The sequence below is a fragment of the Paraburkholderia sp. RL17-373-BIF-A genome (genome assembly GCF_046030175.1).
Taxonomy (GTDB): Bacteria; Pseudomonadota; Gammaproteobacteria; order Burkholderiales; family Burkholderiaceae; genus Paraburkholderia.
The window spans coordinates 17,248-42,177 of record NZ_JARESO010000040.1; the positions used below are offsets into that span (position 1 = coordinate 17,248).

24 protein-coding genes and 2 tRNA genes are annotated in these 24,930 nt (G+C 64.7%); 17 read left to right on the forward strand and 9 right to left on the reverse strand.

Translation table 11 applies throughout. From position 1 onward, the window contains the following. Positions 1-7 precede the first annotated feature (7 nt). From mobA to P0D80_RS34385, 4 genes are all read left to right on the forward strand, one after another. The gene (gene mobA, locus P0D80_RS34370; RefSeq protein ID WP_408290502.1) at positions 8-622 is read left to right on the forward strand and encodes a molybdenum cofactor guanylyltransferase MobA; all 615 of its coding nucleotides are present in this window, start codon (positions 8-10) and stop codon (positions 620-622) included. Between the two features lie 74 nt (positions 623-696). Then, positions 697-1,998 (forward strand): molybdopterin molybdotransferase MoeA, encoded by a 1,302-nt coding sequence (moeA, locus tag P0D80_RS34375; RefSeq protein ID WP_408290504.1) that lies wholly within the window; start codon positions 697-699, stop codon positions 1,996-1,998. A gap of 87 nt (positions 1,999-2,085) precedes the next feature. Continuing rightward, the gene (locus P0D80_RS34380; protein WP_006053283.1) at positions 2,086-2,361 is read left to right on the forward strand and encodes a hypothetical protein; all 276 of its coding nucleotides are present in this window, start codon (positions 2,086-2,088) and stop codon (positions 2,359-2,361) included. Beyond that, positions 2,361-2,846 (forward strand): GNAT family N-acetyltransferase, encoded by a 486-nt coding sequence (locus tag P0D80_RS34385; protein ID WP_408181057.1) that lies wholly within the window; start codon positions 2,361-2,363, stop codon positions 2,844-2,846. The genes P0D80_RS34380 and P0D80_RS34385 overlap by 1 nt, the downstream gene beginning before the upstream one ends. Positions 2,847-2,881: 35 nt before the next feature. Here P0D80_RS34385 and P0D80_RS34390 read toward each other — a convergent pair whose 3' ends face one another. From P0D80_RS34390 to pncB, 5 genes are all read right to left on the reverse strand, one after another. Then, on the reverse strand, positions 2,882-4,330 hold the full coding sequence (locus tag P0D80_RS34390; RefSeq protein ID WP_408290507.1) for a DNA recombination protein RmuC: 1,449 nt from the start codon (positions 4,328-4,330) through the stop codon (positions 2,882-2,884). Next, positions 4,327-5,316: a 2-hydroxyacid dehydrogenase gene (locus P0D80_RS34395; protein ID WP_408290509.1), complete on the reverse strand. Its 990-nt coding sequence runs from the start codon at positions 5,314-5,316 to the stop codon at positions 4,327-4,329. Before P0D80_RS34395 ends, P0D80_RS34390 begins: the two co-directional genes overlap by 4 nt. Before the next feature lie 42 nt (positions 5,317-5,358). Further along, positions 5,359-6,789 carry a sodium:proton antiporter gene (locus tag P0D80_RS34400; protein ID WP_408181060.1) on the reverse strand — a complete coding sequence of 477 codons (1,431 nt, stop codon included), beginning with the start codon at positions 6,787-6,789 and terminating at the stop codon, positions 5,359-5,361. Positions 6,790-6,868: 79 nt separating this feature from the next. Continuing rightward, entirely contained in the window at positions 6,869-7,531 is a 663-nt protein-coding gene (locus tag P0D80_RS34405) for a LutC/YkgG family protein (protein WP_408181061.1), read from the reverse strand. A 137-nt stretch (positions 7,532-7,668) separates the two neighbouring features. Next, a complete protein-coding gene (gene pncB / locus P0D80_RS34410; protein ID WP_408290512.1) occupies positions 7,669-8,865 on the reverse strand; it encodes a nicotinate phosphoribosyltransferase in 1,197 nt (398 codons plus the stop codon). A gap of 303 nt (positions 8,866-9,168) precedes the next feature. On the opposite strand from pncB, the gene fdxA reads away from it, so the two are divergent. The 8 genes from fdxA (at position 9,169) to P0D80_RS34450 (ending at position 13,773) form a co-directional block, all read left to right on the forward strand. Continuing rightward, positions 9,169-9,492 (forward strand): ferredoxin FdxA, encoded by a 324-nt coding sequence (gene fdxA, locus P0D80_RS34415; protein WP_064268471.1) that lies wholly within the window; start codon positions 9,169-9,171, stop codon positions 9,490-9,492. A gap of 116 nt (positions 9,493-9,608) precedes the next feature. Then, a tRNA-Asn gene (locus P0D80_RS34420) sits at positions 9,609-9,684 on the forward strand. Between the two features lie 77 nt (positions 9,685-9,761). Beyond that, positions 9,762-9,837, forward strand: a tRNA-Asn gene (locus P0D80_RS34425). A gap of 218 nt (positions 9,838-10,055) precedes the next feature. Continuing rightward, on the forward strand, positions 10,056-10,532 hold the full coding sequence (locus P0D80_RS34430; RefSeq protein WP_132373553.1) for a CreA family protein: 477 nt from the start codon (positions 10,056-10,058) through the stop codon (positions 10,530-10,532). Between the two features lie 99 nt (positions 10,533-10,631). Next, positions 10,632-11,462 (forward strand): helix-turn-helix transcriptional regulator, encoded by an 831-nt coding sequence (locus P0D80_RS34435; protein WP_408181063.1) that lies wholly within the window; start codon positions 10,632-10,634, stop codon positions 11,460-11,462. A gap of 173 nt (positions 11,463-11,635) precedes the next feature. Then, positions 11,636-12,397, forward strand: a complete 762-nt coding sequence (locus tag P0D80_RS34440) for an AzlC family ABC transporter permease (protein ID WP_408290515.1) — start codon at positions 11,636-11,638, stop codon at positions 12,395-12,397. After that, complete coding sequence (locus P0D80_RS34445; protein ID WP_408257139.1) at positions 12,394-12,717, forward strand: AzlD domain-containing protein; 324 nt, start codon at positions 12,394-12,396, stop codon at positions 12,715-12,717. Before P0D80_RS34440 ends, P0D80_RS34445 begins: the two co-directional genes overlap by 4 nt. A 285-nt stretch (positions 12,718-13,002) precedes the next feature. Next, positions 13,003-13,773 (forward strand): DUF4088 family protein, encoded by a 771-nt coding sequence (locus tag P0D80_RS34450; protein WP_132373549.1) that lies wholly within the window; start codon positions 13,003-13,005, stop codon positions 13,771-13,773. Positions 13,774-13,934: 161 nt separating this feature from the next. Here P0D80_RS34450 and P0D80_RS34455 read toward each other — a convergent pair whose 3' ends face one another. The 3 genes from P0D80_RS34455 to P0D80_RS34465 all read right to left on the reverse strand — a co-directional run bounded on the left by P0D80_RS34455 (position 13,935) and on the right by P0D80_RS34465 (position 17,215). Further along, a complete protein-coding gene (locus tag P0D80_RS34455) occupies positions 13,935-16,016 on the reverse strand; it encodes an ATP-dependent helicase (RefSeq protein ID WP_408290556.1) in 2,082 nt (693 codons plus the stop codon). 383 nt (positions 16,017-16,399) lie between these two features. Continuing rightward, positions 16,400-16,663 carry a hypothetical protein gene (locus tag P0D80_RS34460; RefSeq protein ID WP_408290517.1) on the reverse strand — a complete coding sequence of 88 codons (264 nt, stop codon included), beginning with the start codon at positions 16,661-16,663 and terminating at the stop codon, positions 16,400-16,402. A 99-nt stretch (positions 16,664-16,762) separates the two neighbouring features. After that, a complete protein-coding gene (locus P0D80_RS34465) occupies positions 16,763-17,215 on the reverse strand; it encodes a hypothetical protein (RefSeq protein ID WP_132373546.1) in 453 nt (150 codons plus the stop codon). A 332-nt stretch (positions 17,216-17,547) separates the two neighbouring features. Between P0D80_RS34465 and P0D80_RS34470 the strand changes: the two genes are divergently transcribed. The 5 genes from P0D80_RS34470 (at position 17,548) to fumC (ending at position 24,257) form a co-directional block, all read left to right on the forward strand. Then, a complete protein-coding gene (locus P0D80_RS34470; protein ID WP_011489423.1) occupies positions 17,548-17,766 on the forward strand; it encodes an RNA-binding S4 domain-containing protein in 219 nt (72 codons plus the stop codon). A 249-nt stretch (positions 17,767-18,015) separates the two neighbouring features. After that, positions 18,016-19,428 carry an MATE family efflux transporter gene (locus P0D80_RS34475; protein WP_408181068.1) on the forward strand — a complete coding sequence of 471 codons (1,413 nt, stop codon included), beginning with the start codon at positions 18,016-18,018 and terminating at the stop codon, positions 19,426-19,428. Positions 19,429-19,928: 500 nt separating this feature from the next. Beyond that, positions 19,929-20,888: a ketopantoate/pantoate/pantothenate transporter PanS gene (gene panS, locus P0D80_RS34480; protein ID WP_408290520.1), complete on the forward strand. Its 960-nt coding sequence runs from the start codon at positions 19,929-19,931 to the stop codon at positions 20,886-20,888. A gap of 333 nt (positions 20,889-21,221) precedes the next feature. Then, positions 21,222-22,841, forward strand: coding sequence for a phospholipase D family protein (locus P0D80_RS34485; RefSeq protein ID WP_408290522.1), 1,620 nt, complete (start codon positions 21,222-21,224; stop codon positions 22,839-22,841). Positions 22,842-22,856: 15 nt separating this feature from the next. Next, positions 22,857-24,257 (forward strand): class II fumarate hydratase, encoded by a 1,401-nt coding sequence (gene fumC / locus P0D80_RS34490; protein ID WP_132373542.1) that lies wholly within the window; start codon positions 22,857-22,859, stop codon positions 24,255-24,257. Between the two features lie 141 nt (positions 24,258-24,398). On the opposite strand, the gene P0D80_RS34495 is transcribed toward fumC, so the two are convergent. Continuing rightward, complete coding sequence (locus tag P0D80_RS34495; protein ID WP_408290524.1) at positions 24,399-24,905, reverse strand: acyl-CoA thioesterase; 507 nt, start codon at positions 24,903-24,905, stop codon at positions 24,399-24,401. Positions 24,906-24,930 lie beyond the last annotated feature (25 nt).

Here is a 24,930-nt window from a genome sequence, read left to right on the forward strand (position 1 = left end):
GCGGCGCATGAAGCCGACGCGCGAACACATCACCGGTTTGTTGCTCGCGGGCGGGCGCGGCGTCCGCATGGGCGGCGCCGACAAGGGCCTGCAACTGCTGCACGATGAGCCGCTCGCCGCCCACGTGCTCAAGCGCCTCGCGCCACAAACCGGCGCCCTCCTGATCAGCGCCAATCGTCACCCTGAGGCTTACAGCGCACTCGGCGCGCCGTTCGGCGCCACGGTGGTGGCGGACACCCTGGCCGGATTTCCGGGCCCGCTGGCGGGCCTGCTCACCGGGTTGCGCGCAGCCGGCACCGCCTATGTACTCAGTGCACCCTGCGACTCGCCGTGGCTGCCTGACGACCTCGCCGAGCGCCTCGCGCACGCGCTGGACTCGAACGGGGCCGATATCGCCACGGTCACCACCACCGACGCGCACGGCCAAACGTCCCTGCATCCCGTCTTCGCGCTCTTGCGCACGAGTCTCGCGGACGATCTCTCGGCTTTCCTGGAAGCCGGCGAGCGTAAAGTTCGCGCGTGGTACGCGCGCCACAAGACGGTGGAAGTCGTCTTTACCGACGAGCGCGCGTTTTACAATATCAATTCGCTACAAGAACTCGCCGACCTCCAGCGTGATTGAGGCCCCGGTTGAAATCCCGCTCCGGCCGCACGGCAACCGCCGCTCCCGCCTTCGGTCGCGACGCCCAGCCCTTCATGACCACGCTTAACGAATTTTCCCGCTGCGTCGCGCAGTACGATCCTCACGCGCTCCCTGTGCCGGCCGCTCAGGCGATTGTTCGTCAGTGGGCCGCGCCGGTCACGGCCGTTGAACGCGTGGCCTTGCGCGACGCGCTCGACCGCGTGCTCGCGGCCGATATCGTGTCGCCGATCGACGTCCCTTCGCACGACAACTCCGCCATGGACGGCTACGCGTTCAACCGCGCGGCACTCGCCACCGGCGCGACCACCGTCGAACTGGCGGTCGTCGGCAAGGCGCTGGCCGGGCATCCGTTCGCGGGCCGCGTCGAGGCCACGCAATGCGCGCGTGTCATGACCGGCGCCTGCATGCCGGCCGACTGCGACACGGTCGTGCCGCAGGAACTCGTCGAGCGCGGCGCCGATTCCGTTTCGATCCGCTTCGCGGCCAACGCCGTGGCGGGCGGCGCAAACCGGCGCCTCGCCGGCGAAGACCTCGCGCGCGGTCATGCCGCGCTGCGGGCGGGCCGCATCATGCGCGCGTCGGACCTCGGCTTGCTGGCATCGCTCGGCATCGGCGAAGTCAATGTCAGGCGGCGTTTGCGCGTCGCCTTCTTCTCGACCGGCGACGAATTGCGCTCGCTCGGCGAACCGCTCGATCCGGGTTGCGTGTACGACAGCAACCGCTACACGCTGTTTGCCATGCTGCGGCGCCTGAACATCGACACGCTCGACCTCGGCGTGGTGCGGGACGAGCCCGCCGCGATGGAAGCCGCCTTGCGCAGCGCCGCGGCGAGCGCGGACGTGGTGCTGACCTCGGGCGGCGTCTCGGTCGGCGAGGCGGACTTCACCAAGCAACTGCTGCAAACTTTCGGCGACGTCGCGTTCTGGAGTCTCGCCATGCGCCCGGGCCGCCCGCTTGCATTCGGCCGCGTCTGGTCCGGCGAGCGGCCGGGTGTCGGGCTTCCCGCGTTATTCTTCGGGTTGCCGGGCAATCCGGTCGCCGTGATGGTGGCGTTCTATCAGATCGTGCGAGAAGTGCTGCTGCTGATGTCGGGCGCCACGCCGCAACCGCTGCCGGTCATTCACGCCATGAGCCGCCGGGCCATCCGCAAACGCGCCGGGCGCACCGAATTCCAGCGCGGCGTAGCCCAACAGGACGCGCACGGACAGTGGCACGTCACGCCGACCGGATCGCAAAGCTCCGGCGTGCTGAGTTCGATGAGCGAAGCGAATTGCTTCATCGTGCTCCGGCACGATGAAGGCGAGATCGCCGAAGGAGAGCGCGTCGCTATCATGCTGTTCGACGGTCTCATCTGACGGCTGACGCACGGCTGAGGCAACGTACCCGCCGGCGTTGATTTGCAGCTTTACCCATTACCACTACGACACACGGGTTTGACTTACATGAAAAAACAGATCTCGTTCATTGCACCGGGACAGACGGCCAAAGCACTGATCCTTGTGTACCTGACGTTTTCGGTGCCGATCGTGCTGCTGGGCGTACTGGTCGCGTTCGTGCGCTATGGTTCGGTGGAACTGAGCACGGTGTTCAGCGCGCTGCTGCTGAACGCGATTCTCGGTTTCATCCTGCTGTGGATCGCATGTCATGCGTACAACTGGGTGGCGTCGCGCTTCGGCGGCATTGAAATCCAATTGACCGACGCGCCGGAAGAGGCGTAATGCCCGCGACGATCCGCGCCGCCGCGCCCGCGGACACCGGCGCCATCTTTGCGCTGACGTACGAACTCGCGCAATTCGAAAGCCTCACGCATGTCTTCGTCGCGACCGAAGACGGCTTGCGCGACGCGCTGTTCGGCGCACGGCCTTCGATCGAGGCACTGGTAGCGGAGAACGAAGGACGCATCGTCGGCTATGCGCTGTTCTTCCACAATTACTCGAGTTTCGTCGGCAAGCGCGGGCTGTATCTCGAAGACGTCTATGTGCAACCCTCGCAACGGGGTAGCGGTCTCGGCACCGCGCTGTTGCAACGCCTCGCCGCATTGGCGGTGGAACGGCAATGCGGGCGGTTCGAATGGACCGTGCTGGATTGGAACCAGCAGGCCATCAGCTTCTATGAAAAGATGGGCGCCTCTGTCATGCCGGATTGGCGCGTGGTGCGTCTGGCGGGTGAAGCGCTTGAACGGTTGGCGGCTGCAAGCGCCTGAATCGGCGCTGCGACCAAACCGCAAGCCCCACCCCGTTATTGCTCGTCAGGATCCACGCCCGACAGCGCATCGCCGAGCAACCCGCTCGCCTCCTCGCCTGGCAATGCCTCGACGTCGCGCAATCTGCGGCTCATGACGCGCGTGCGCGTCTCCGCCGCTTCGATAGACCGCGTGACGGTTTCCAGTTGCGCCTTCGTCTTCGCCAGCACATCGCCGAATTTGCCGAACTCCGTTTTCACCGCGCCGAGCACCTGCCACACCTCGCTCGACCGCTTCTCGATCGCGAGCGTGCGGAAACCCATCTGCAAGCTATTGAGCAATGCGGTGAGCGTAGTCGGCCCTGCAATCGTCACGCGATAGTCGCGTTGCAGCAGGTCCGTCAGCCCCGGCCGGCGCAACACTTCCGCGTACAGGCCTTCGGTTGGCAGGAACAGCAGCGCGAAGTCCGTGGTGTGCGGCGGCGACACGTACTTTTCCGCAATCGTGCGTGCCTCCGCGCGAATCCGCGCTTCGAGCGCGCGTGATGCTTCTTCCACCGCGACCGGGTCGGCGCGCTCCTGCGCTTCGATCAGACGCTCGTAATCCTCGCGCGGAAACTTGGCGTCGATGGGCAGCCAGACAGGCGTGGCCGCAGCGCCTTGCTCCGCGCGGCCCGGCAGCTTGATCGCAAACTCGACGCGCTCCGCGCTTCTCGGCACTGTCGCAATGTTCTTCGCGTACTGGTCGGCGGTGAGCAGTTGCTCCAGCAGCGCTTCCAACTGCACTTCGCCCCACGTGCCACGCGTCTTCACGTTGGTGAGCACCTTCTTCAGATCGCCGACGCCGGCCGCCAGCGTCTGCATCTCACCCAGGCCGCGGTGCACCTGTTCGAGCCGATCGGAAACCAGCTTGAACGATTCGCCCAGCCGCTGTTCGAGCGTGGCATGCAGCTTTTCGTCGACGGTGCGGCGCATTTCGTCGAGCTTGACCGAGTTGTTCGCCTCGATATCTTTGAGCCGCTGTTCGATGGTCGCGCGCACTTCGGCGAAACGGCGGTCGTTCGCCTCGGTGAGTTGCCCCAGTTGCAGGCTCAGCGTATCGCCGAACTGTTTGAGCGAGCGGCCCTGCTCGTCGCGCGCCTGCTGGGCCTGCGCCTGCAGACTGTGACGCACGGCGTCGAGTTGCTGCGCGAAACCGTCGATCTTGCCGCCCTGCACCGTCGTCATGCTGCTGAACTGCGCGGCCAGCGTCTGCTGAAAATGCGCGAAGCCGCCGCTCTGTTCGGTACGCGACACGCGCGCCGTCTCGGTGATGTCGTTGCGCAGTTGCCGCTCAAGCCGTTCGTAAGCATGGGCTTGCGCGTCGGCCGTGGCGTCCATGCGTTCGTTGAGCAACTCGAACTGCTCGTTGTCCTCCGCGCGGCCATGAGCGCGCATCAGCAAAACCAAAGCGATAACCAATGCGACCGCCAGCACGGCGACGGCCGCCACCAGATACATTGTCATGAACGCGCCTTGCCGATGACGTCGGGGTTGACCGGATTCGGCGGCCGGCCCGCGCGCGGACCTTCACCCAGGGCCGCGATCAGATTGTCCGCGGCGAGATTCGCCATGGCGCGGCGCGTGGCTTCGGTCGCGCTGGCAATGTGCGGCGTCAGCACGACATTCGGCACGCTGAGTAGATCCTGATTCAGATTCGGCTCGCCTTCGAACACATCGAGACCGGCCGCTGCAATCTGCTTCGAGCGCAACGCCTCGACAAGCGCGACGTCGTCGACGATGCCGCCACGCGCGATATTCGTGAGCGTCGCAGTCGGCTTCATCAACGCGAGTTCGGCCGCGCCGATCGTGTGATGGTTCTCCTTCGTGTACGGCAGAACGAGCACGACGTGATCCGCGCGCCGCAACAGGTCCTGCTTCGATGCATACTCGGCGTTCAGCTCGGCCTCGATCTCGGGCGCGACGCGCGAACGGTTGTGATAAATCACCTGCATGTTGAAGCCCTTCGCGCGACGTGCGAGCGCCTGGCCGATGCGGCCCATGCCGATCACGCCGAGCGTCGAGCCGTGCAGATCGCTGCCGAGAAACGCGTCATACGCCCACTTCTGCCATTGGCCCGCGCGCAGCCAGTGTTCCGATTCGGTGATGCGGCGCGCCGCCGCCATCATCAGCGCCCAGCCGAAGTCCGCGGTCGATTCGTTCAGCACGTCCGGCGTATTGGTGCCTAGCACGTTAGCCGCGTTGAAGGCGGCCATGTCGAAGTTGTTGTAGCCCACCGCCATATTCGCCACCACGCGCAGACGCGGCGCCGCCGCGAGTTCGGCCGCGCCGACCGGGTCGCCCGCGGTCAACGCGCCGTCCTTATCCGCGAGACGGCGCGTCAGTTCGTCGGCGGACAATACGTCGCCCCGATTCCAGTCGACGTCGAAATACTGTTTGAGCCGTTCGATCACATCGGGAAAGATCGGACGGGCGACGAGGATCTTCTGCATTGCAATTCTCCGTATAGCGCGTCGAGTTCGATTGCCTCGGCGTCAAAAAAAGAGCCAGCCGGTGACGAGAAAAAGCGGCAACAACACCACGGCGGACCAGCCCAGATAGGCGAAAAAGCCCGGCATGCGAACGCCGCGCGATTCCGCGATTGCCTTCACCATGAAGTTCGGCGCATTGCCGATATAGGTGTTCGCGCCCATGAACACCGCGCCGGCCGAGATCGCCGCGAGCGTGGTGGCGCCGGTGGTCATGAGCGTCTGCGCGTCGCCGCCGGCCAGGTTGAAGAACACGAGGTAGGTCGGCGCGTTGTCGAGAAACGAAGATAGCAGCCCGGTCGCCCAGAAGTACATCAGATCGTGCGGCTGGCCCGACGCGTCGTTGACCAGATGGACGATGCCCGCGAACGCACCCGCCTCGCCGGCGCGCAGAATCGTGATGACCGGCGCGATCGTCACGAAGATGCCGGCGAACAGTTTGGCCACCTCTTCGATCGGCGCCCAGTTGAAGTCGTTGCCCGCGCGAGCCGCGCGCGGCGTGAGCGCCAACGAGAGTAACGTCACACCGATCAGCGCGGCATCGCGCACGGCATTTTGCAAAGCCACGTGCGTGCCGAACACGTCGAACTCCACGCCCGGTTTCCACAGCCCGCTCATCAGTACGAGCGCGATCACGGCGGCGAGCAATACGAAATTGATCTTGCCATCGATGCCGAGCGGCGGCGTGTCGGGCGTCCGATCGAGAAAGCGCGAGCGTTCCTCCTCGCGCCGATGAAAGTAGTACGAGTCCAGCGCATAGAACGCGATCAGCAGCACGCCGCAGACGAACAGCATCGGCAGCGCGAGATGCGTGGTGGTCCAGAAGAAACTCACACCCTGCAGAAAGCCGAGAAAGAGTGGCGGGTCGCCCAGCGGCGAAAGCGAGCCGCCCGCGTTGGCCACCAGGAAGATAAAAAAAACCACCACATGAACGACGTGCTTGCGATTGTCGTTGGCACGCAGCAACGGGCGGATTAGCAACATGGCCGCGCCGGTCGTGCCCATGATGCTCGCGAGCAACGTGCCGAGCGCGAGGATCGCCGTGTTCAGGCGCGGCGTGCCATGCAGATTGCCGCGCACGCAGATGCCGCCCGCCACGGTGTAGAGCGCCATCAGCAACACGATGAACGGAACGTATTCTTCGAGCAGCGCATGAACGAGCGTGCCGAATGCGACGCCGCTACCGTAGCTGAGCGCGAACGGCACGAGAAATACGAGCGCCCAGGCCGCCGCAATCTTGCCGAAGTGGTGATGCCAGAACGCCGGCGCGATCAGCGGAAATACCGCGATCGACAGCAGCACGCCCGCGAACGGCAGCCCCCACAACGCCGACAAAGTCGCGCCGTCGAGCGTGGCGGCCGACGCAAATTGCGGCCAGCCGGCCAGCGTCAATGCAGCCGCGAGCCCCATGCCAGTACAAACGGCACGTCCTTTCATAGAATTGAAGTCCTTGTTATTGCCCGCAGCCGCGCATCGGAGCATGCGTCCCGATGCACCGCCGAGCCGCGCTTGCCGCTCAGGCGCCCTGCACGACGATCACATGCACCCGATAAGGCCCATGCGCGCCCAGCACGATGGTCTGTTCGATATCCCCGGTACGCGAAGGCCCGGAGACGAAATTGACTGCGCGCGGCAGTTCGCCGCGTTCCTTGCGGATTAGTGCGAACGCCTCTTCGTGACCCGAAACGATGCGCGAAGCCGGCACAATGGCAATGTGCGTTTCCGGCAGCAGACCGGCCGACGCATACGTTTCCGGCCCGGACAGCAGCACTAGCGTGCCAGTCTCGGCGGTCGCACAAAAGCAGCCGGTGAGACCGACCACGTCGCCGTCTTGCGGCTTGCGAAATTCGACGATGAGGCCGGCTTCGGCCCATTGCAGATCCTGCAGCGTTTGCCAGGCGATGGCCTGCAGCGGCAACGCATGTTGCGCGAGGTAGCGATGCGCCGCGGCCGGCACGTCGCTCAGTGCTTGCACCGAGTCGACCGTGGTGGCCAATTTCTGCGCTTCTTCGATGAAGCGCGCGACGAGGTCGACCGGCATCTCCGGCCGCGGGCCAGCAGGATGGCGCGCCAGGTAGTCCGCGGCGGCCTCGCGCTCGGAAGCGGACGGCTCCGGCTCACGCCCTTGCGCCGCGCGGATACGCGCCAGGATGTTGCGGCGGGCAATCGATGTGTCCATGTGCGAAATCCTCGTGTCGACAGCCGTGCGATATGGCGAGAATTATACCGGCCGCCCTGCGCGCGAACACCTTGGCCAAACGGGCTATTGCCGCGTGTCAAACACGGGCCTTACGCTATAGCCAGCGACGAACCGCGTTACTTCGCCGCCTCTTCCTCGGGCTGCGCAATGCCGAATACCTGACGCAGATATGCGAGGTAAGCCTTGTCTTCGCACATGTTCTTGCCCGGCGAATCCGACAGCTTCGCCACCGGCTGACCATTGCAGCGAACCATCTTGATGACGATTTGCAACGGGTTGTAGCCGAGGTCGTTGGTCAGATTCGTGCCCACGCCGAACGCGAGCTTGCAGCGGCCGCGGAAGCGCTCATACAGTTGCAGCACCTTGGGAATGTCGAGCGCGTCGGAGAACACGAGGATCTTGGTGCGCGGGTCGCAGCGGTTCGCTTCGTAGTGCTTGAGCAGGCGTTCGCCCCAGTCGAACGGATCGCCGGAATCGTGGCGCGCGCCGTCGAACAGCTTGCAGAAGTACATGTCGAAGTCGCGCAGGAACGCTTCCATGCCGTAGACGTCCGAGAGCGCGATACCCAGGTCGCCACGGTATTCCTTGGCCCACATTTCGAAGCCGAAGATCTGCGAGTCGCGCAATCGCGGACCGAGCGCCTGGCACGCCTGCAGGTATTCGTGCGCCATCGTGCCGAGCGGCGTGAGGCTGTGCTTCATCGCGTAGAAGACGTTGCTGGTGCCGGCGAACTGCTCGCCGAGGCCTTCTTTGAGCTTGAGGATCACTTCCTCGTGCCATTGCTTCGAGAAGCGCCGGCGCGTGCCGTAGTCGGCGATCTTGCAGTCGGCGAATTCCGGACGCGCGCCGAGCAGCTTGATCTTATCGACGAGACGGCCGCGTCCTTCGCTGTAGTCCGGCTTCTGCTGGGTGTTGCGGAAGTAGACTTCGTTGACGATCGCGAGCATCGGAATCTCGAACAGGATCGTATGCAGCCACGGACCCTTGATCTCGATGTCGATTTCGCCATTGCCCTTCGGCGACGATTCGATCGAAATGTATTTCTCGTTCAGATGGAACAGCGCCAGAAACTCGATGAAGTCGCCCTTGATGAAGCGCATGCGCCGCAGGTAGTCGAGTTCGTCGTCGGTGAAGCGCAGCTTGCAGAGCTTGCGTACTTCGTCGCGAATCTCGCCGATATACGGCACGAGATCGACATTCGGCGTACGGCAGCGGAAGCGATACTCCACATTCGCCGCGGGAAAGTGATGCAACACCACTTGCATCATCGTGAACTTGTACAGATCGGTGTCGAGCAGCGAAGTAATAATCATGATGGTGCGAACTGGACTGCGGAAAACGGAAGGCCTGACACGAAAGGCCCGACTCACCCATGCGCGTACGGCACGCCCCGTGCGCGCCGACCTGACGCATGTTACCCGAATGCGCCGGCGTTCAGCGCGCCGGCGGACGCCCGCGCAGCGCGCCCCAGGGACGTCCCAATGCGGACGCCATAAACTAATCACGAAAACGTATAAACGGTCTTGTGCGATGCTGCATGCGCCTCTTGACGTTACGATACAATAGCGCTTTTGGCGTTTCCGCCTCCCCAGATACCGCATGCAGGAGCTGCCTGAATGACTCACGTTGTGACCGAAAGCTGCATCAAGTGCCGCTATACCGACTGCGTCGATGTGTGCCCGGTGGACTGCTTTCGCGAAGGTCCCAACTTCCTCGCGATCGACCCCGATGAATGCATCGACTGCGCCGTGTGCGTGGCCGAGTGCCCGGTGAACGCCATTTATGCCGAAGAAGACGTGCCGGGCGACCAGCAGAACTTCATCGAGCTGAATGCCGATCTCGCGAAGAACTGGCCGAGCATCACCAAGACCAAGGCGCCGCTGCCGGAAGCCGACGAGTTCAAGGACGTGAAGGAAAAGCTCGAGTTGCTCGTACGCTGAGCCTCGCTGTCTGCCGCGTGCGCAGCCGAATTCGAATGAAATCGAGATGAGCACAAGGTATTGACAGGCGCTTAAGCTCCTCCTACAATTTCGTTTCTCTGCTGTTGTTGTTCTGTTCCTCGATAGCTCAGTCGGTAGAGCGCCGGACTGTTAATCCGTAGGTCCCTGGTTCGAGCCCAGGTCGAGGAGCCAAGAATTGCAAAGGCCCGTTAACCAAGACGGGCTTTTTTATGTAGATCAAGTTGTAGTTAATCAAGCTGCACTGCTGTTCCTCGATAGCTCAGTCGGTAGAGCGCCGGACTGTTAATCCGTAGGTCCCTGGTTCGAGCCCAGGTCGAGGAGCCAAAAAATTGAAAGGCCCGCATCCGTGCGGGCCTTTTTCTTTTTGCGCGCCGCACGGTGCCGAGCCATGTCACCGTGGTCGATACCAAGCTCGCGCCGTTCCAGCGAACCTGTCGCCCGGGAGCATCGGCCCTCTCACCCACCGGCCGTTATACGATGGCGATTTCCTGGCGCACGTCTTGCGCCCAACCCAGGCGCTCAATTTCCGGCAATCCCATCCCATGAAACCCACTTTGTTGCGTATCGCGCTTGCGGCGGCCGCCGCCCTCCTGCTGCCTTCGGCACACAGCGAAGAAGTCGGCAGCGTCAATACCAATTTTCGCGTCACGGGCTCCGATCGCGTGGTCGTCGAGGCCTATGACGATCCCGTGGTTCAAGGCGTGACCTGCTACGTGTCGCGGGCGCGTACCGGCGGCGTCAAGGGTACGCTCGGCATCGCGGAAGACCCCACGGAGGCGTCGATCGCCTGTCGTCAGGTGGGCGAAATCCACTTCACGGGCCCGGTGAAGAAACAGGCTGACGTGTTCTCGGTGAGCATGTCGTTCATCTTCAAGTCGCTGCATGTGGTGCGGGTGGTCGACGCGAAACGCAACTCGCTGGTGTATCTCACCTATAGCGACCGGGTGGTCAGCGGCAGCGCGAAGAACAGCGTGAGCGCCGTGCCGGTGCCGGCCGGAACAACGATCCCCGTCAAGTAGGCGCCGCCCTACGGCAAAACGCAGCCGCCCGACCCATCGGCGCATGAGGCGGCACCGGTCGCGACGCGTTACACTGACCGGTCCAGCCGGACCTTCGCCATGACCGCCGCCCATCGTTTCCAGGATTCCGCCCGCTACTGGCGCACGCCGCTTCTGCCCGGCGCGGACCTGCTCACGGCCGAATATCACGATCACGAGTTCACGCCGCATTGGCACGACGCGTACACGATTCCGGTGATCGTGGCGGGCGCCGAGGGTTACCGGTATCTCGGTTCCGACTATGTCGCCGAGGCCGGCAGCGTGCCGATCATCAATCCCGGCGAGTTGCACACCGGCTCGAAGGCGGTCGAGGCGGGCTGGCGGTATCGCGTGATGTATGCGCCGGTGGACTTCATCCACGCCCTCGCCGACGAAGTCAGCGGCAAGCCGCAGGCCTTGCCGTGGTTCGCGCCCGGCGTGATCCGCGACCCGGATCTGGCCGCGCGGCTGGCGCGCGCGCATCGTCTGCTGGAAGCGGGCGACGACGCGCTCGCTGCCGAGGCCGCCATGCTCGACGCCTTGTCCACGCTGCTGGTGCGCTACGCGCAAACGCAGCCGGCGCATTCGCGCCTCGCCCCCGACGACACTCGCGTGGCGATCATGCAGGAGCGCCTGACGGGCGACCTCGTCGAGCCGGTCACGCTCGCTGAAGTGGCCCAGGCGGCGGGACTCTCGCCGTTCCACGCAGCGCGTCTTTTCACCCAAACGACCGGTCTGCCGCCCCACGCGTGGCGCAACCAGGTGCGCTTGCAGCGCGCGCTCGCGCCACTGCGCGCCGGCGTTTCCGTCACAGATGTCGCCGCCGCCAGCGGCTTCACCGACCAGAGCCATTTCACGCGACACTTCCGGCGCATGTTCGGCGTGCCGCCGGGACGCTGGCAAGGCGTTTGACGGGGTGCTGACGCACGGGTTGTTTGCAACCTCTGCGTGCCACGCTACGTGCTCATTCCGGCGCAAGACACGGCCTGGCGCCCACGCTCCCGCATCAAACCACCCCCATCCGCAAGAACGTACAAGCCCCGCCCGGCCGCCGCCGCTATGCTTCCCGAATCAAGGAGGCTAGATTGACCCATTCCACCGCAGGCCAGCCCACGAGCGCAGGCCATTTCAAAGAGTTCACCGCCGGCGCGCGCGACATTATTCCGATGATGGTCGGCGCGGCGCCTTTCGGCGTCATTTTCGGCACCCTCGTCGCATCCGGCCCGCTCCATTTATGGCACGGCCAGTTGATGTCGCTCGTCGTGTTCGCCGGCTCCGCGCAGTTCATCGCGCTCGGCCTGATCGCCGGACACGCGAGTTTCGCCGTGATCTGGGCGACCACGCTCGTCGTCAATTTGCGGCACGTGCTGTACAGCGCGACGCTCGCGCCGCACGTCGCGCATCTGCCCACACGCTGGCGCTGGGTGCTCGGCGCGCTGCTCACGGACGAAGTCTTCGCCGTCGCGTGGGAGCACTACCGGCATCGCGAACCCGGCACGGTCGGCCCGCACTACTTCTTCGGCGCCGGCTTGGCCATGTACCTGAACTGGCAGCTCTGGACCGTCGCCGGCCTGCTGTTCGGCGCGGCTTTTCCGGGCCTGCAATCGCTCGGCCTCGATTTCGCCATGGTCGCCACCTTCATCGCGATCGTCGTGCCGCAACTCGTCGCGTTGCGCTATATCGCGGCCGCCGTCACCGCGGGCACGCTGGCCTTCTTCTGGCAGGCGTGGCCATACAAGCTCGGTTTGCTCGGCGCGGTGTTCGCCGGCGTGGCGATCGGCGTGCTGCTTTCGACGTCGCGGCCCAACCTGCGCGGCACGGGCAAAACCGCGGAGGCGTCGCGATGAACTACGTCGTCCTGATTCTCGGCATGGCGGCCATCACGTGGGTGATCCGCGCCGCCGTCTTCGTGCTCGGCGACCGGTTGGTGTTTCCGCCGCTCGTGCGCACCGCCCTCGGCTTCGTGCCGGTCACCGTGCTGACCGCGATCATCGTGCCGATGGCGGTTTCGCCGCACGGCAGCGACGCCGAGCTGACGTGGCGCAATCCGCAACTGGTCGGCGCGCTGGCTGCGGTGGTTGTCAGCGCGTTGACGCGGCGGCCGCTTCTGACCATCGCCGTCGGCCTGACCGTGTTTTTTGTCTGGCAATGCGTCGTGCTCAAATAGGCGCACGCCGCTTTCATGCCGGCATCGGCGTCGTCCGGCTCGCGCCACCCGCGCGCAAGCACGGCGACGCTTCCCTCTAAAGCGGGCGCCCCCGGCCCCGTGCTCCCTTAAGTTTCCCGTCAATCCGCCGTTATGCAGTCGAGGTCCGCTCGTCGGGATACGTCCCGCTGGTTACGCGGCATCAGGCAGGAATCAAGCGCGCCGGCATCGAACGCCGCGCCTCCCATGGCCCGCGTGGCCGGGCGGCGTGGCGAGGCCGCGCGGCAGGACCAAACGGGATAACACATGGGTCAAATCACCCTCACGCTCAAAGACGAGACCATCGCGACACTGCGCAAGGATTTCGACGCTTTTCTGCGGGTATCGCTGAAGCTCGATCCGCAGTTCGCGACGCCGTCGTTTGAGGATTTTTTGCGCGCCAAGCTGCTCGACAATATGGTGCCGCTGACCGAACACGCGGTTCAGCGGATGTTGCAGGGCGGCCAGTACGCCTGGGCTAAACGCACGCTGGACAAGGAGTTTCCGGATGTCGTCGCGATTCTGATGCGGCAGGCGGGCGAGTTCGGCTTCGGCTTCGCGGCCCGCTCGGAATGGACGCCGGAAGAACTCGCCAAGCAGTGCCGCGACTGGGCGGCGGCGATCGTCAAGGAAGCGGAAGGCGACGCCGTGCTGATCGACCCGCTCGCGGCGCAGATCAAGAGCGCGGCGCAGGACATTCAGGCGCTCGAGGAAGTCATGCAGACGCCGGCGTGGCGGCTGGTGGAATCGCTGCGTCAGCGCGTCTACGAGGCCAAGGTGGCGTGCGAAACGAGCGTGGGTAGCACCGCGCGCGAAAAGCTCGGCGAACTGCGCGGGCTGCTGCGGCTCGGCATTTCGCACGGCTCGTTCCAGAAGCAGGAAGCGCAGCAGATCATGGAGTTCCTGCGCCTGCTCAAGCCGGAGATTTTCGTGGAAGAGCCGTACGACGTGTTTTCGCGGATGGCGGCCTGGCTGCGTAATTTCTTCGTGCCGCCGCGGCCGGCGCCGCAGCAACAGCAGCAACGGCAGTCGCGCTGACGCTAAAGACCCTCGAAAACCTCTACAACGGCGGCGACCCGCCGCCGCTCAAGAGACGTATCGCCTACCAACGGACCAGGCCAACGGTCTTCACCCGCGTCCGTTGCTCGACGTTGATCGCGTTACCGCTGTCACGCACGGGAGCGCGCGCCGTCGCGCTCTTAATCCCACATCTTCCTGAGTTTCGCCCCGATTTCGATCTTCGCCTGCGCCGCCGCGGCCAGCCCGGCCGCCGTGGGCGCGCTCGGAACCAGCACGCGCGGCCATGCATAGGCGTCGAAGAGCGGCATCAGATGCGCGGGAATGAAGCGCGTACGCGACGCCCACACGTGACGATCGCCCATATGCGTCTGGTTGTGCACGTAAAAGCGCTGCGGCACGACGATATGCAAGTCCTCTTTCGCGCGCGTCATCGCCACGTAGAGGAGGCGCCGCTCCTCGTCGATTTCCTCTTCGCTGCCGGTGCCGAGATCGGACGGAATGCAGCCGTCCACGCCGTTCAGCACGAACACGTTGCGCCACTCCTGCCCCTTCGCCGAATGGATCGTGGAGAGGATCAGGTAGTCTTCGTCGATGAGCGGCACACCGGATTCGTCGCTGGTGGCGTTGGGTGGATCGAGCGTCAACTCGGTCAGAAAGCGTTCACGCGATGGATACGTGCCCGCGATGCTCTCCATCTGCAACACGTCCGCATGACGGATCGCCGCGTCCTCGTGATTGCGCTCGAGATGCGGCTCGTACCAGCGCCGCACCATTTCGAACTCGGCGGGCCACGGCGTCTGGCGCCCGTACACGCTCGACATCAGCCTGACGAACGGATGCCAGTCTTCTTGTGCGCGAGCCGGCGCGGTGAAGGCGGCCAATGCGCCGCCGGCGGTGTCGGCGGGATTGCCGCTGCCCGCGCGCGCGACGATCTCGTCGAGCACCTTCGCCGCGGTGGCCGGCCCGACGCCCGGCAACAACTGCACGACGCGGAAGCCGGCCACGCGGTCGCGCGGATTTTCCGCCCAGCGCAGCACGGCGAGCACGTCTTTCACGTGCACCGAATCGAGAAACTTCAACCCGCCGAACTTCACGAACGGAATGTTGCGCCGGGTCAGTTCGATCTCCAGCGCGGCGCTGTGATGCGCGGCGCGGAACAGCACCGCCTGCGACTTGAGCTTCATGCCCTGTTCGCGCGCTTCCAGCACTTGCTCGACGATGTAGCGTGCCTGGTCGGCTTCGTCGGCGACGGTCACGAGACGCGGGCGCTGCGCCGACGCTTTGTCGGTCCACAAATTCTTCGTGTAGCGCTCGCTGGCCAGTTCGATCACCGCGTTCGACGCCGCCAGGATCGGCGCGGTCGAGCGGTAATTGCGCTCGAGCGTGACCTGTTTGGCCGGTGGATCGAAGTGCGCGGGGAAATCGAGAATGTTGCGCACGGTCGCGCCGCGAAACGAATAGATCGACTGGGCGTCGTCGCCGACCACGGTCAGGCCGCGGCCGTCCGGCTTCAACGCGAGCAGGATCGACGCCTGCAAGCAGTTGGTGTCCTGATATTCGTCGACCAGTACGTGGTCGAAGCGCGCCGACAAGTCGGCGGCGATTCCCGGCTCGGCGGCCATGTGCGACCAGTAGAGCAGCAGGTCGTCGTAGTCGAGCACGCTCTGTTTCTGTTTCGCCTCGACGTAGGCCGCGAACAGCATGCGCAGATCGGCCTCCGATTCACGGCACCACGGGAACGCCTTGTCGAGCACCTGGCCGAGCGACGCACCGGTGTTCACGACGCGCGAGTAAATCGCAAAGCACGTGCTCTTGGCCGGGAAACGCCGCTCTTTCGCCGACAAGCCGAGTTCGTGGCGCACGAGGTTCATCAGGTCGGCGGAATCCTCGCGGTCGTTAATCGTGAAGGCCGGCGCGAGGCCGATCAGATCCGCGTACTCGCGCAACAGCCGCGCGCCGACGCTATGGAAGGTGCCCGACCACGTCAGTCCTTGCGCCAACGCGGCTCGCGAACCGAGCGCCGCGCCGGCGATGCGTGTGACGCGCCGGGTCATTTCGAGCGCCGCGCGGCGCGAAAAGGTCAGCAGCAGGATGCGGCGCGGATCGGCGCCCTTCACCACCAGATTGGCGACCCGGTGCGCGAGCGTGTTGGTCTTGCCGGAACCGGCGCCCGCGATCACCAGTAGCGCGCCGAGCGGCGCGGTGGGCGTGTCGGCGCCGTAGTCGACGGCTTCGCGCTGCGCGTCGTTGAGCTTCGCCAGCCAGGCGGCGGTGTCGGACGTCGGGGACGTCGGGGACGTCGGGGACGTCGGGGACGTCGGGGACGTCGGGGACGTCGGGGACGGCGGGGACGTCGAGGGAGGCGCGGATTCGGCGACTGAGAGCACGATTGATTTGGGCGTTGGATGGATTCAGAGCGGCGACGCATACTGTATATCCATACAACTAGCGCAGACAAGCGACCCTTTTTTAGCCGCACGCCCTGTCTGCATTTTCAAGCGGCCGCACGGGCGAAGACCAGCGCAAAAAGAATGGCCCGTCGCACGAATGCGCACGGGCCATCTTTTGCCGGCAGAACATCGCGAGACGTTCATGCGCCCCGCGTCTGCCGCTGCCGCTGCCGCTGCCGCTGCCGCCAAGCCTGCTATTGCTTCTTCGCGTCCTTCACATTAGCGTCGGCGCTGGCCTTGTCGGCGTCGGCCTGCGCATCGGTCTTCTTCTTGTCGGCCTTGGCCTGCGCGACGGACGCCTTCTTGTCCGCCTTCGATTGTTCCTTGGCCGCCTTCTTGTCGGCATGGGTAACCGGCGCCGCGGCCGGATCGCTAGCCTGCGCGAACGCACCCGACGACAGGCAACCCGCGATCAACGCGGCGACAAGCGTGGTCTTCGTGGACTGGGTAATGCTCATGCGATACCTCCGTTGAAACGAGATGCCCGGACCTGAAAATCCGTTAAAGCGGCCGCGGCGGCAAAGCGCGCCGCCACGCCGCTTGATCAAAACTCGGCCTTAGTGCTTGACGTCGGCGCCGTCCGACTGGTCGCCCGTCTGGCCTTGCATGTTCATCTTCATCTCGTTGTTGGCGGTCTGCTTATCCGCCTTCTGGTTGATCTTGGCGTCGCGCACCTGTTCCTTGTACTGAACCTTGGCGGCCTTCTGCTGATCCTTGAGCTCCGCCTTGGATGCCTTTTTCGACGCGCGATATTCGGCGTTAGCCTTCGCATTGGCGTCGCGCTTCTGCACCAGCGGATCGGTCGAGCCCGACGCCGTCAGACGCGTCGGCGGCGGCGTCACCGGCTGCACGCCCTGCGCGGCAGGGGCGGTCGCGGTATCGGCGCCTTGCATCTGAACCTGCGGCTGGCCGTCCGTACCCGCTGCCGGTTGCGCGGTCTGCGCAAGCGCGGCCGTGGAAGCAAGAGCCGTAAGGGCGGTACCGATCAGAAGCGTACGAATCTGGGTCATGGCTAATCCTCTCTAAAGTTGTTGTGACGCGGGCGAGCTGTCCGGCGCTGCGCATTTGAGCCGCTGCATTTGAGTCACTGCATGAGCGCGCTCTGCGTGCCTCGCCCGGTCTGCTTGCTACCAGATAAAAATCCAGCAGGCTTTCCCTACTGATCTGCACTTTACGAGTGAAGTTCGTGTTTTACGACCGTCGTTACGGAACGTTTCACTTTCCGACAATCGCATAACATCTGCTTGCAGATGCTCACACGACGACGGCGCGCACCGCGAACTTCTTCTAGGGCAAGCTTCTGGCTTATGATGCGAACCCTTTGCCTGAAGGTGCAAACGCCATGCCCAACCTCGATTTCACGCTCACCGGCGACTACGTCGAACTGCACAATCTCCTGAAGATAACGGGGCTGGCGGACAGCGGCGGGTCGGCAAAAATGATGGTCGCGGACGGTGCGGTCACCGTCGACGGCCGGGTCGAAACGCGTAAAACCTGCAAGATTCGCGCGGGTCAGGTCGTGCTGCTCGGCGATACGCGGATCGCAGTCCACGAGGCTTGACACGCGGCCCGTCGCCCGCAGTCCGAAAACTCGGAGCAACGTGCGCACCAAAATCGTGCCTCTTCCATCGACATCGCCGCGCCCAAGCAATAAGCTGTCAGTTTCGACAAACAAACAATCGGCTGACATACCCGGCTGGCGCCTGCCTCATGCATTCGCCAAGGCTCATCGAGCCGCCGCCCTCGCCTCCGCCCGCGCGCTCGTCGCGCCCGCCGTCGCGCTGTCGCCACTTCCGCCGCCAAGCGCTCCATGACTCAATCCGGCATCACCCGGGTGGCCGCCCGGCCGCCGACCCTGACCCGCCACGCGGCGGACACCGCGCGGCTCGCCGCGCCGCTCGCCATCGCGCAACTCTCGCAAATGGCGATGGGCGTCACCGACACGATCCTGCTCGGCTCGCTCGGCCCCGACGCGCTCGCGGCCGGCGGCCTCGGCGCGAACCTGTTTTTCGTGGTGGTCACGCTGCTGCAAGGCGTGCTGACCTCGGTCAGCGTGAGCGTGTCGCACGCGCGCGGCGCTCAGGACGAAGGCCGCGTGCCGCACATCTACTGGACCGGCTTTGTGCTGTCCGTGCTGCTGTCGGTGCCGGCGTTCTTCCTGCTCTCGTTCGCCACGCCGATCCTGCTCGCTTTCGGCGAACCTGCGCTGCTCGCGCGCAACGTCGGCGAATATGCGGCGGTGCTGCGCTGGGGCGCGCTCGGCAGCCTGATCGGGGTCGGCCTGATGCGCTCTTTCCTGCCGGCGATCGGCGCGGCCAAACGGCTGTTGTGGGTGTCGCTGGTGAGCGTCGGCGTGAACGGTTTTCTCAATTACGGCCTGATCCACGGCGCTTATGGCCTGCCGCGGCTCGGTTTTCTCGGCTCGGCTGCCGCGACCTCGATCACCGTCTGGTTGAGCGCGCTCGTGTTGATGGCGCTGTTGCATTTGCGCCCGCGCTATCGCCATTTCGTCGTCGCCACGCGGCCCGACGTGCCGCTGATGGGCGAACTGTTCGGCATCGGCTGGCCGGTCGCGATCACCTACGGCGTAGAGTCGACGCTCTTTCTCGCCACCGGCCTGATGGTCGGCCTGCTAGGCGAGTCGCAACTGGCCGCGCATCAGATTGCGTTGAACGTGGCCTCAGTGGCCTTCATGGTGCCGCTCGCGATCGGCCAGGCGGCCAACGTGCGCGTCGGCTTCTGGTCCGGCGCCGGCCAGCCGCTCGCCGCGCGCCATGCCGGTTTTGTCGCGCTCGCGCTCGGCGTCGCTTTCATGACGCTGTCGGGCCTCGTGCTGATCGCCGCGCCGCACTGGATCGTCGGCCTCTATCTGCATCTCGACGATCCGGCCAACGCTGCCACGGTCACGCTCGCGAGTTCGCTGCTCGGCGTGGCGGCGATCTTCCAGATCGTCGATGGCATGCAGACGGTCGGCTCGGGCTGTCTGCGCGGCCTGAAAGACACCCGCGTACCGATGATCGCCGCCGCCTTCGGCTACTGGGTGATCGGTTTTCCGACCGGCTACACGCTGGCGTTTCACTTCGGCCTCGGCGCGCGCGGTTTGTGGTGGGGACTCGCGGCCGGCCTCGCGAGCGTCGCGCTGCTGATGACGCTGCGCTTTCATAAACTGAGCTTGCGGCGCGTGCCGGCCACCTCTGGCGTGTCGCCGGTTAAATCCGCCTGAAGCCGAGCTTGAGGCGCGGATTCGCCACGCCGCCGGGCAAACGCGTTCAAAGCTGAACTAGCGCCGCTGGTCTCATCATGCGCGGCGCGCCGCCTGCCACATCGGTTTGAAGTCGCACTTGTAGCGCATCCCACTGCGGCCAGCACGGCGCCGGGCAAACGCGTTCAAAGCTGAACCAACGCCGCAGTCCACCCACGCTCGCCACACCGCCCGCCAATTCCGTTTGAACGATGCCCGGCTGGTTGCACGCGCAACCATCGGCGCACGGGAAATACGCCGCGAACGGTAAAATGCAGCGTTCCGGCCAATGGACGCGCACCCGCGCCCCCGAAAACCCACTCGCGCGCCTCAAAAAGGCCAGCGCCGCCCGAAGGCTCATCACCCGCCATCAAGGCTTGCCGCTCTCACGCGGCAGACTCTCGCAAGCGCGCCGCCGCTGGTGGCGCGCCGCTCGACCGACCCTGCTTCTCGCGCTAAAACATAACCAAGGACCACACGTCATGCTTGCCCGCGTCACCCGTCTTTTCCCGCTCTGGGCCGTGCTCGTTTCGATTGCCGCGTACTTTTCGCCCGCCTCGTTCTCCGGCATCGCGCCGCACGTCACCACGCTTCTGACGATCATCATGCTGGCGATGGGCGTCACGCTCTCCGTCGCCGATTTCCAGCGTGTCTTCACGCGGCCCGCGCCGGTGGTCGCCGGCATCGTGCTGCACTATCTCGTCATGCCTCTGGCCGCCTGGGTGATCGCCAAGGCGTTGCGCATGCCGCCGGATCTCACCGCCGGCATGGTGCTGGTCGGTAGCGTGGCAAGCGGCACGGCGTCGAACGTGATGATCTATCTGGCACGCGGCGACGTTGCGTTGTCGGTGACGATCAGCGCGCTGTCGACGCTGGTCGGCGTCTTCGCGACGCCGCTGCTCACGCGTCTTTATGTGGACGCGTCGATCGCCGTCGACGTACACGGCATGCTGATGAGCATCCTGCAGATCGTCGCGTTGCCGATCGTGGTCGGCCTGATCGTCAATCATCTGTTCGGCAAGATCGTGCGCAAGATCGAACCGATCCTGCCGTTGATTTCGATGGTCGCGATCGTGCTGATCATCGGCGCGGTGGTGGGCGGCACACAGAAGAGCATCGCGTCGGTCGGCCTCGTGGTGATGCTGGGCGTGGTGCTGCATAACGGCATCGGTTTGCTCGGCGGGTATTGGGGCGGCCGTCTGCTCGGTTTCGACGAAGCCGTGTGCCGCACGCTCGCGATCGAAGTGGGCATGCAGAACTCGGGCCTCGCCGCGACGCTCGGCAAGCTCTATTTCACGCCGATCGCGGCCTTGCCTGGCGCGTTGTTTTCGGTGTGGCACAACCTCTCGGGCTCGCTGCTCGCCGGGTACTGGGCGGGACGTCCCGCGAAAGGCTCCACGCATATGGATGGCGAGCGGGTGTTGAACGCCGGACGCGGGTAACGGCAAGCCGCGAGGCGCGCCGCGCGTGTCGCGATTGCTTCACGACCCCGACGCGTGCAGCGTGCACGATCGGCATTCAATAGCAGCTTCTGCCGGTGCGTCCACGACGTATCGGCAGAGCGCGCAACGCGCGCAGTCGAACGCGAAAGTCCCGTCGCCGCGACCGCGTGCAAGAACGAAAGCCCATCGGCCTGATTCCCCTTAGAATGCATTTCTCGACAGCGTGAGCCACTCACGCGCTGTCGCCATGAGAAGCCTGCAAACTAGGGGAAAAGCGTGCCGTCGCATCAAGATCAAAGCTGGGCCGCACTGAAACGCACGTGCGCGTTTAGCATGCCCCGAAGGAAGTCCCCTTGGGGGACAACGAGACAATTCTTCCTGCTGTGTTGCGCAACGGTATTTTTAACTGCCTGCGCGACCAGACCGCCCGCCACCGCGTTCGACCGCGAGGTCACTCACGCACTCCCCGCCACGGAAACGACTCCGCTGCACACGGCGCTCACGCCGCTCGAAGCGGCACATCCGGATCAATCCGGCTTCCGGGTTCTCGCGAGCGGCACCGACGCGTTGCAGATGCGCATCGCGCTCGCGCGCGCCGCGACCAAAACGCTCGACATGCAGTACTACATCGCCAACGAGGACACCACCGGCAAGCTGCTGCTCGGCGCCGCGCTCTATGCGGCCGATCACGGCGTGCGGGTGCGCATGCTGGTCGACGACCTGAATTTCAAGGACATCGACCGCGTGATGGCGGGCTTGAACTCGCACGACAACATCGAGATTCGCGTCTTCAATCCGTTCGGCAGCGCGCAGGAAGGCGTGTTCGAACGCACCACCAACGTGTTCACGCAGATCGGCCATTTCACGCGCCGCATGCATAACAAGGCGATGATCGCGGACAACCAGGTGGCGATCGTGGGCGGCCGCAATCTCGGCGACGAATATTTCAGCGCGAGCGAAACACTGCAGTTCCGCGATCTCGACGTGCTGGCCGCCGGCCCGATCACCGCCGACGTCTCCGCGAGTTTCGACGACTACTGGAACAGCAGCATCGCCTATCCGTTGCGCGTGCTGAACAAGCAGAAGTTCGACGCAAAGGAATTGGACCAGACGCGCGACGAGTTGCGTCAGCACTGGCGCACCAACGCCGATCCGTACAACGCAAAACCGCTGAACGCCACTCCGCTCGCCTCGCAGATCGCCAACGATCAACTCGGCTTGATCTGGGCGCCGGCCGAGTTCAAAGCGGACTTGCCGGAGAAGATCGTGCATCCGTCGCCGGATTATGTGAGTCCGCCGATGCAGCGGCTCGGCGAATTGATGCGCGATGCGCAGAAAGACTTCCTGATCATTTCGCCCTACTTCGTGCCGCACGATGCGGGCGTCAAGGCGGCCGGCGAACTGACGCATCGCGGCGTTCGCATCGCCGTGCTGACCAATTCGCTCGCCGCCACCGACGCGGTCGCCGTGCAGGCGGGCTACAGTCCGTATCGCGTGCCGCTCCTGAAACAGGGCGTCGAGTTATACGAATTCAAGCCGCAGCAGAACACGCCGACCGCGGGCGTTGCCGGCTCGCGTTCGCGCGCCAGTCTGCATGCCAAGACGTATGTGATCGATCGCAAGATTCTGGTGATCGGCTCGATGAACCTCGATCCGCGTTCGGCCAATCTGAACACCGAACTGGCGCTGGTGATCCACAGCCCGCCGCTCGCCGAACAGGTCGCGCAAATCTTCGGTCGCGCCACCGGACCCGAGGAAAGCTATCGCGTCACGCTCGCGGACGAGGCGCAGTTCGCTTACCTGCGCTCGATCGGCGCACCGCTCTCGCCGCTCGTGTGGACCGACGTCGAAAACGGCATGCGCCGCACCTACATATTCGATCCGCAGGCCGGTTTGTACCGGAATGCGCTAACAGGTCTATTCTCCCTATTGCCCGTCAACGCAGAACTTTGAACAGCGGAGTGGAACATGACAGAAGACGTACGAATGGAGCGTGACACGTTCGGCGAGATCGCCGTGCCGAACGCTCGTCTATGGGGCGCGCAGACTCAGCGCTCGCTGCAGAACTTCCGCATTTCGACCGAGAAGCAATCGCCTGAACTGATCACCGCGCTGGCCGTCATCAAGCGCGCCGCCGCCGAAGTCAACCTGGGCCTCGGCGTGCTCGACGAAAGCAAGGCGAAGGCGATCATGCAGGCCGCCGACGAGATCATCGACGGCAAGCATCCGGATGAATTTCCGCTCGCCGTGTGGCAGACCGGCTCCGGCACGCAGACCAACATGAACCTCAACGAGGTGATCGCGAATCGTGCGAGCGAACTGCTCGGCGGCGAGCGCGGCGAAGCGCGCAAGGTGCATCCGAACGACGACGTGAATCGCGGCCAGTCGTCGAACGACGTGTTTCCGACCGCCATGCACGTGGCCGCGGCGTATGCGATCGTCAAGCATCTGCTGCCGGCGCTGAAGACGCTGCGCGATACGCTCGACGGCAAGGCGAAAGCTTTTGTCGACATCGTCAAGATCGGCCGCACGCACTTGCAGGACGCCACGCCGCTCACGCTCGGCCAGGAGTTTTCAGGCTACGTCGCGCAACTCGAGCACGGCATTCGTCACGTGGAATCGGCGCTGCCGCATCTGTACGAACTCGCGCAGGGCGGCACCGCGGTCGGCACCGGTTTGAACGCGCATCCGCAGTTCGCTGACAAGGTCGCGGCCGCCATCGGCAAGCTGACCGGTTTGCCGTTTGTCTCGGCACCGAACAAATTCGAAGTGATGGCCGCGGCCGACGCGCTGGTGTTCGCGCATGGCGCGTTGAAGACGGTGGCGGCGAGCCTGAACAAGATCGCCAACGACGTCCGTTGGCTGGCAAGCGGTCCGCGCTGCGGGCTGGGCGAACTGTCGATTCCGGAGAACGAACCGGGCAGCTCGATCATGCCGGGCAAGGTCAATCCGACCCAGTCCGAAGCGTTGACGATGCTGTGCTCGCAAGTGTTCGGCAACGACGTCGCGGTGAATATCGGCGGCGCGAGCGGCAACTTCGAACTGAACGTGTTCCGGCCGATGATCGCGCACAACCTGCTGCAATCGGTGCGTCTGCTCGCCGACGGCGCGCACAGTTTCAACGACAACTGCGCGGTCGGCATCGAGCCGAATCACGAGCGCATCGACACCTTGCTCAACGAATCGCTGATGCTGGTGACGGCGCTCAATCCGCACATCGGCTACGACAAGGCCGCGAAGATCGCGAAGAAGGCGCACAAGGAAGGCACCACGCTGAAGGCCTCGGCGCTCGCGCTCGGCTTTGTCACCGAGCAGCAGTTCGACGAATGGGTGCAGCCGAAGGATATGGTCGGCAATTCGGCGGGTTAATCGACTGCGTGATCACGCACGGGGGCGTGCCGGCTTGGCCGGGAACTGAGGCGCTCCCTGCGCTCCAGCGTGATTCGAAACAACAGCAGGCCGCGCGGATATCGACTTCGCGCGGCCCGCGAGCGGCACTTGCGGCGCCGCCTACACCTTCCCCTGCGCCACCTCTTCCGGCTTCAATTCGACGATCGCGTCGAGCGCTTGCTTCACGTCTATCGCGTACCTGGCGAGGCGTTTCTGTTCGTCCGTATCCGGCACGAAGGCCGGCACGGGCACTGGCTGGCCGTTCTCGTTGACGGCGACCATCACGATCAGACAGTCCGTGGTTTGCAGCAGTTCGCCGCCCTTCGGATCGCCTGCCTGCACCGAAACATGAATGTGCATGCTGGTGCGGCCCGTGGCCACGACCCGGGCGCGCAACTCGACCAGGTTGCCGACCAGAATCGGCCGGCGAAAGCGGATATTGCCCACGCTGACCGTCACGCAATAGCGTCCCGACCACACCGCCGAGCACGCGTACGCCGTCTCGTCGATCCACTTCATCAACGCGCCGCCGTGCACCTTGCCACCGAAGTTGACCGAGCTCGGCTCGGCCAGAAAGCGGAAAGTGGTTTCGGAACGGTCCAGCGGCGCTACGGGAGGGGTGCTCATCTTGACTCCGGTCAATCGGATGCAT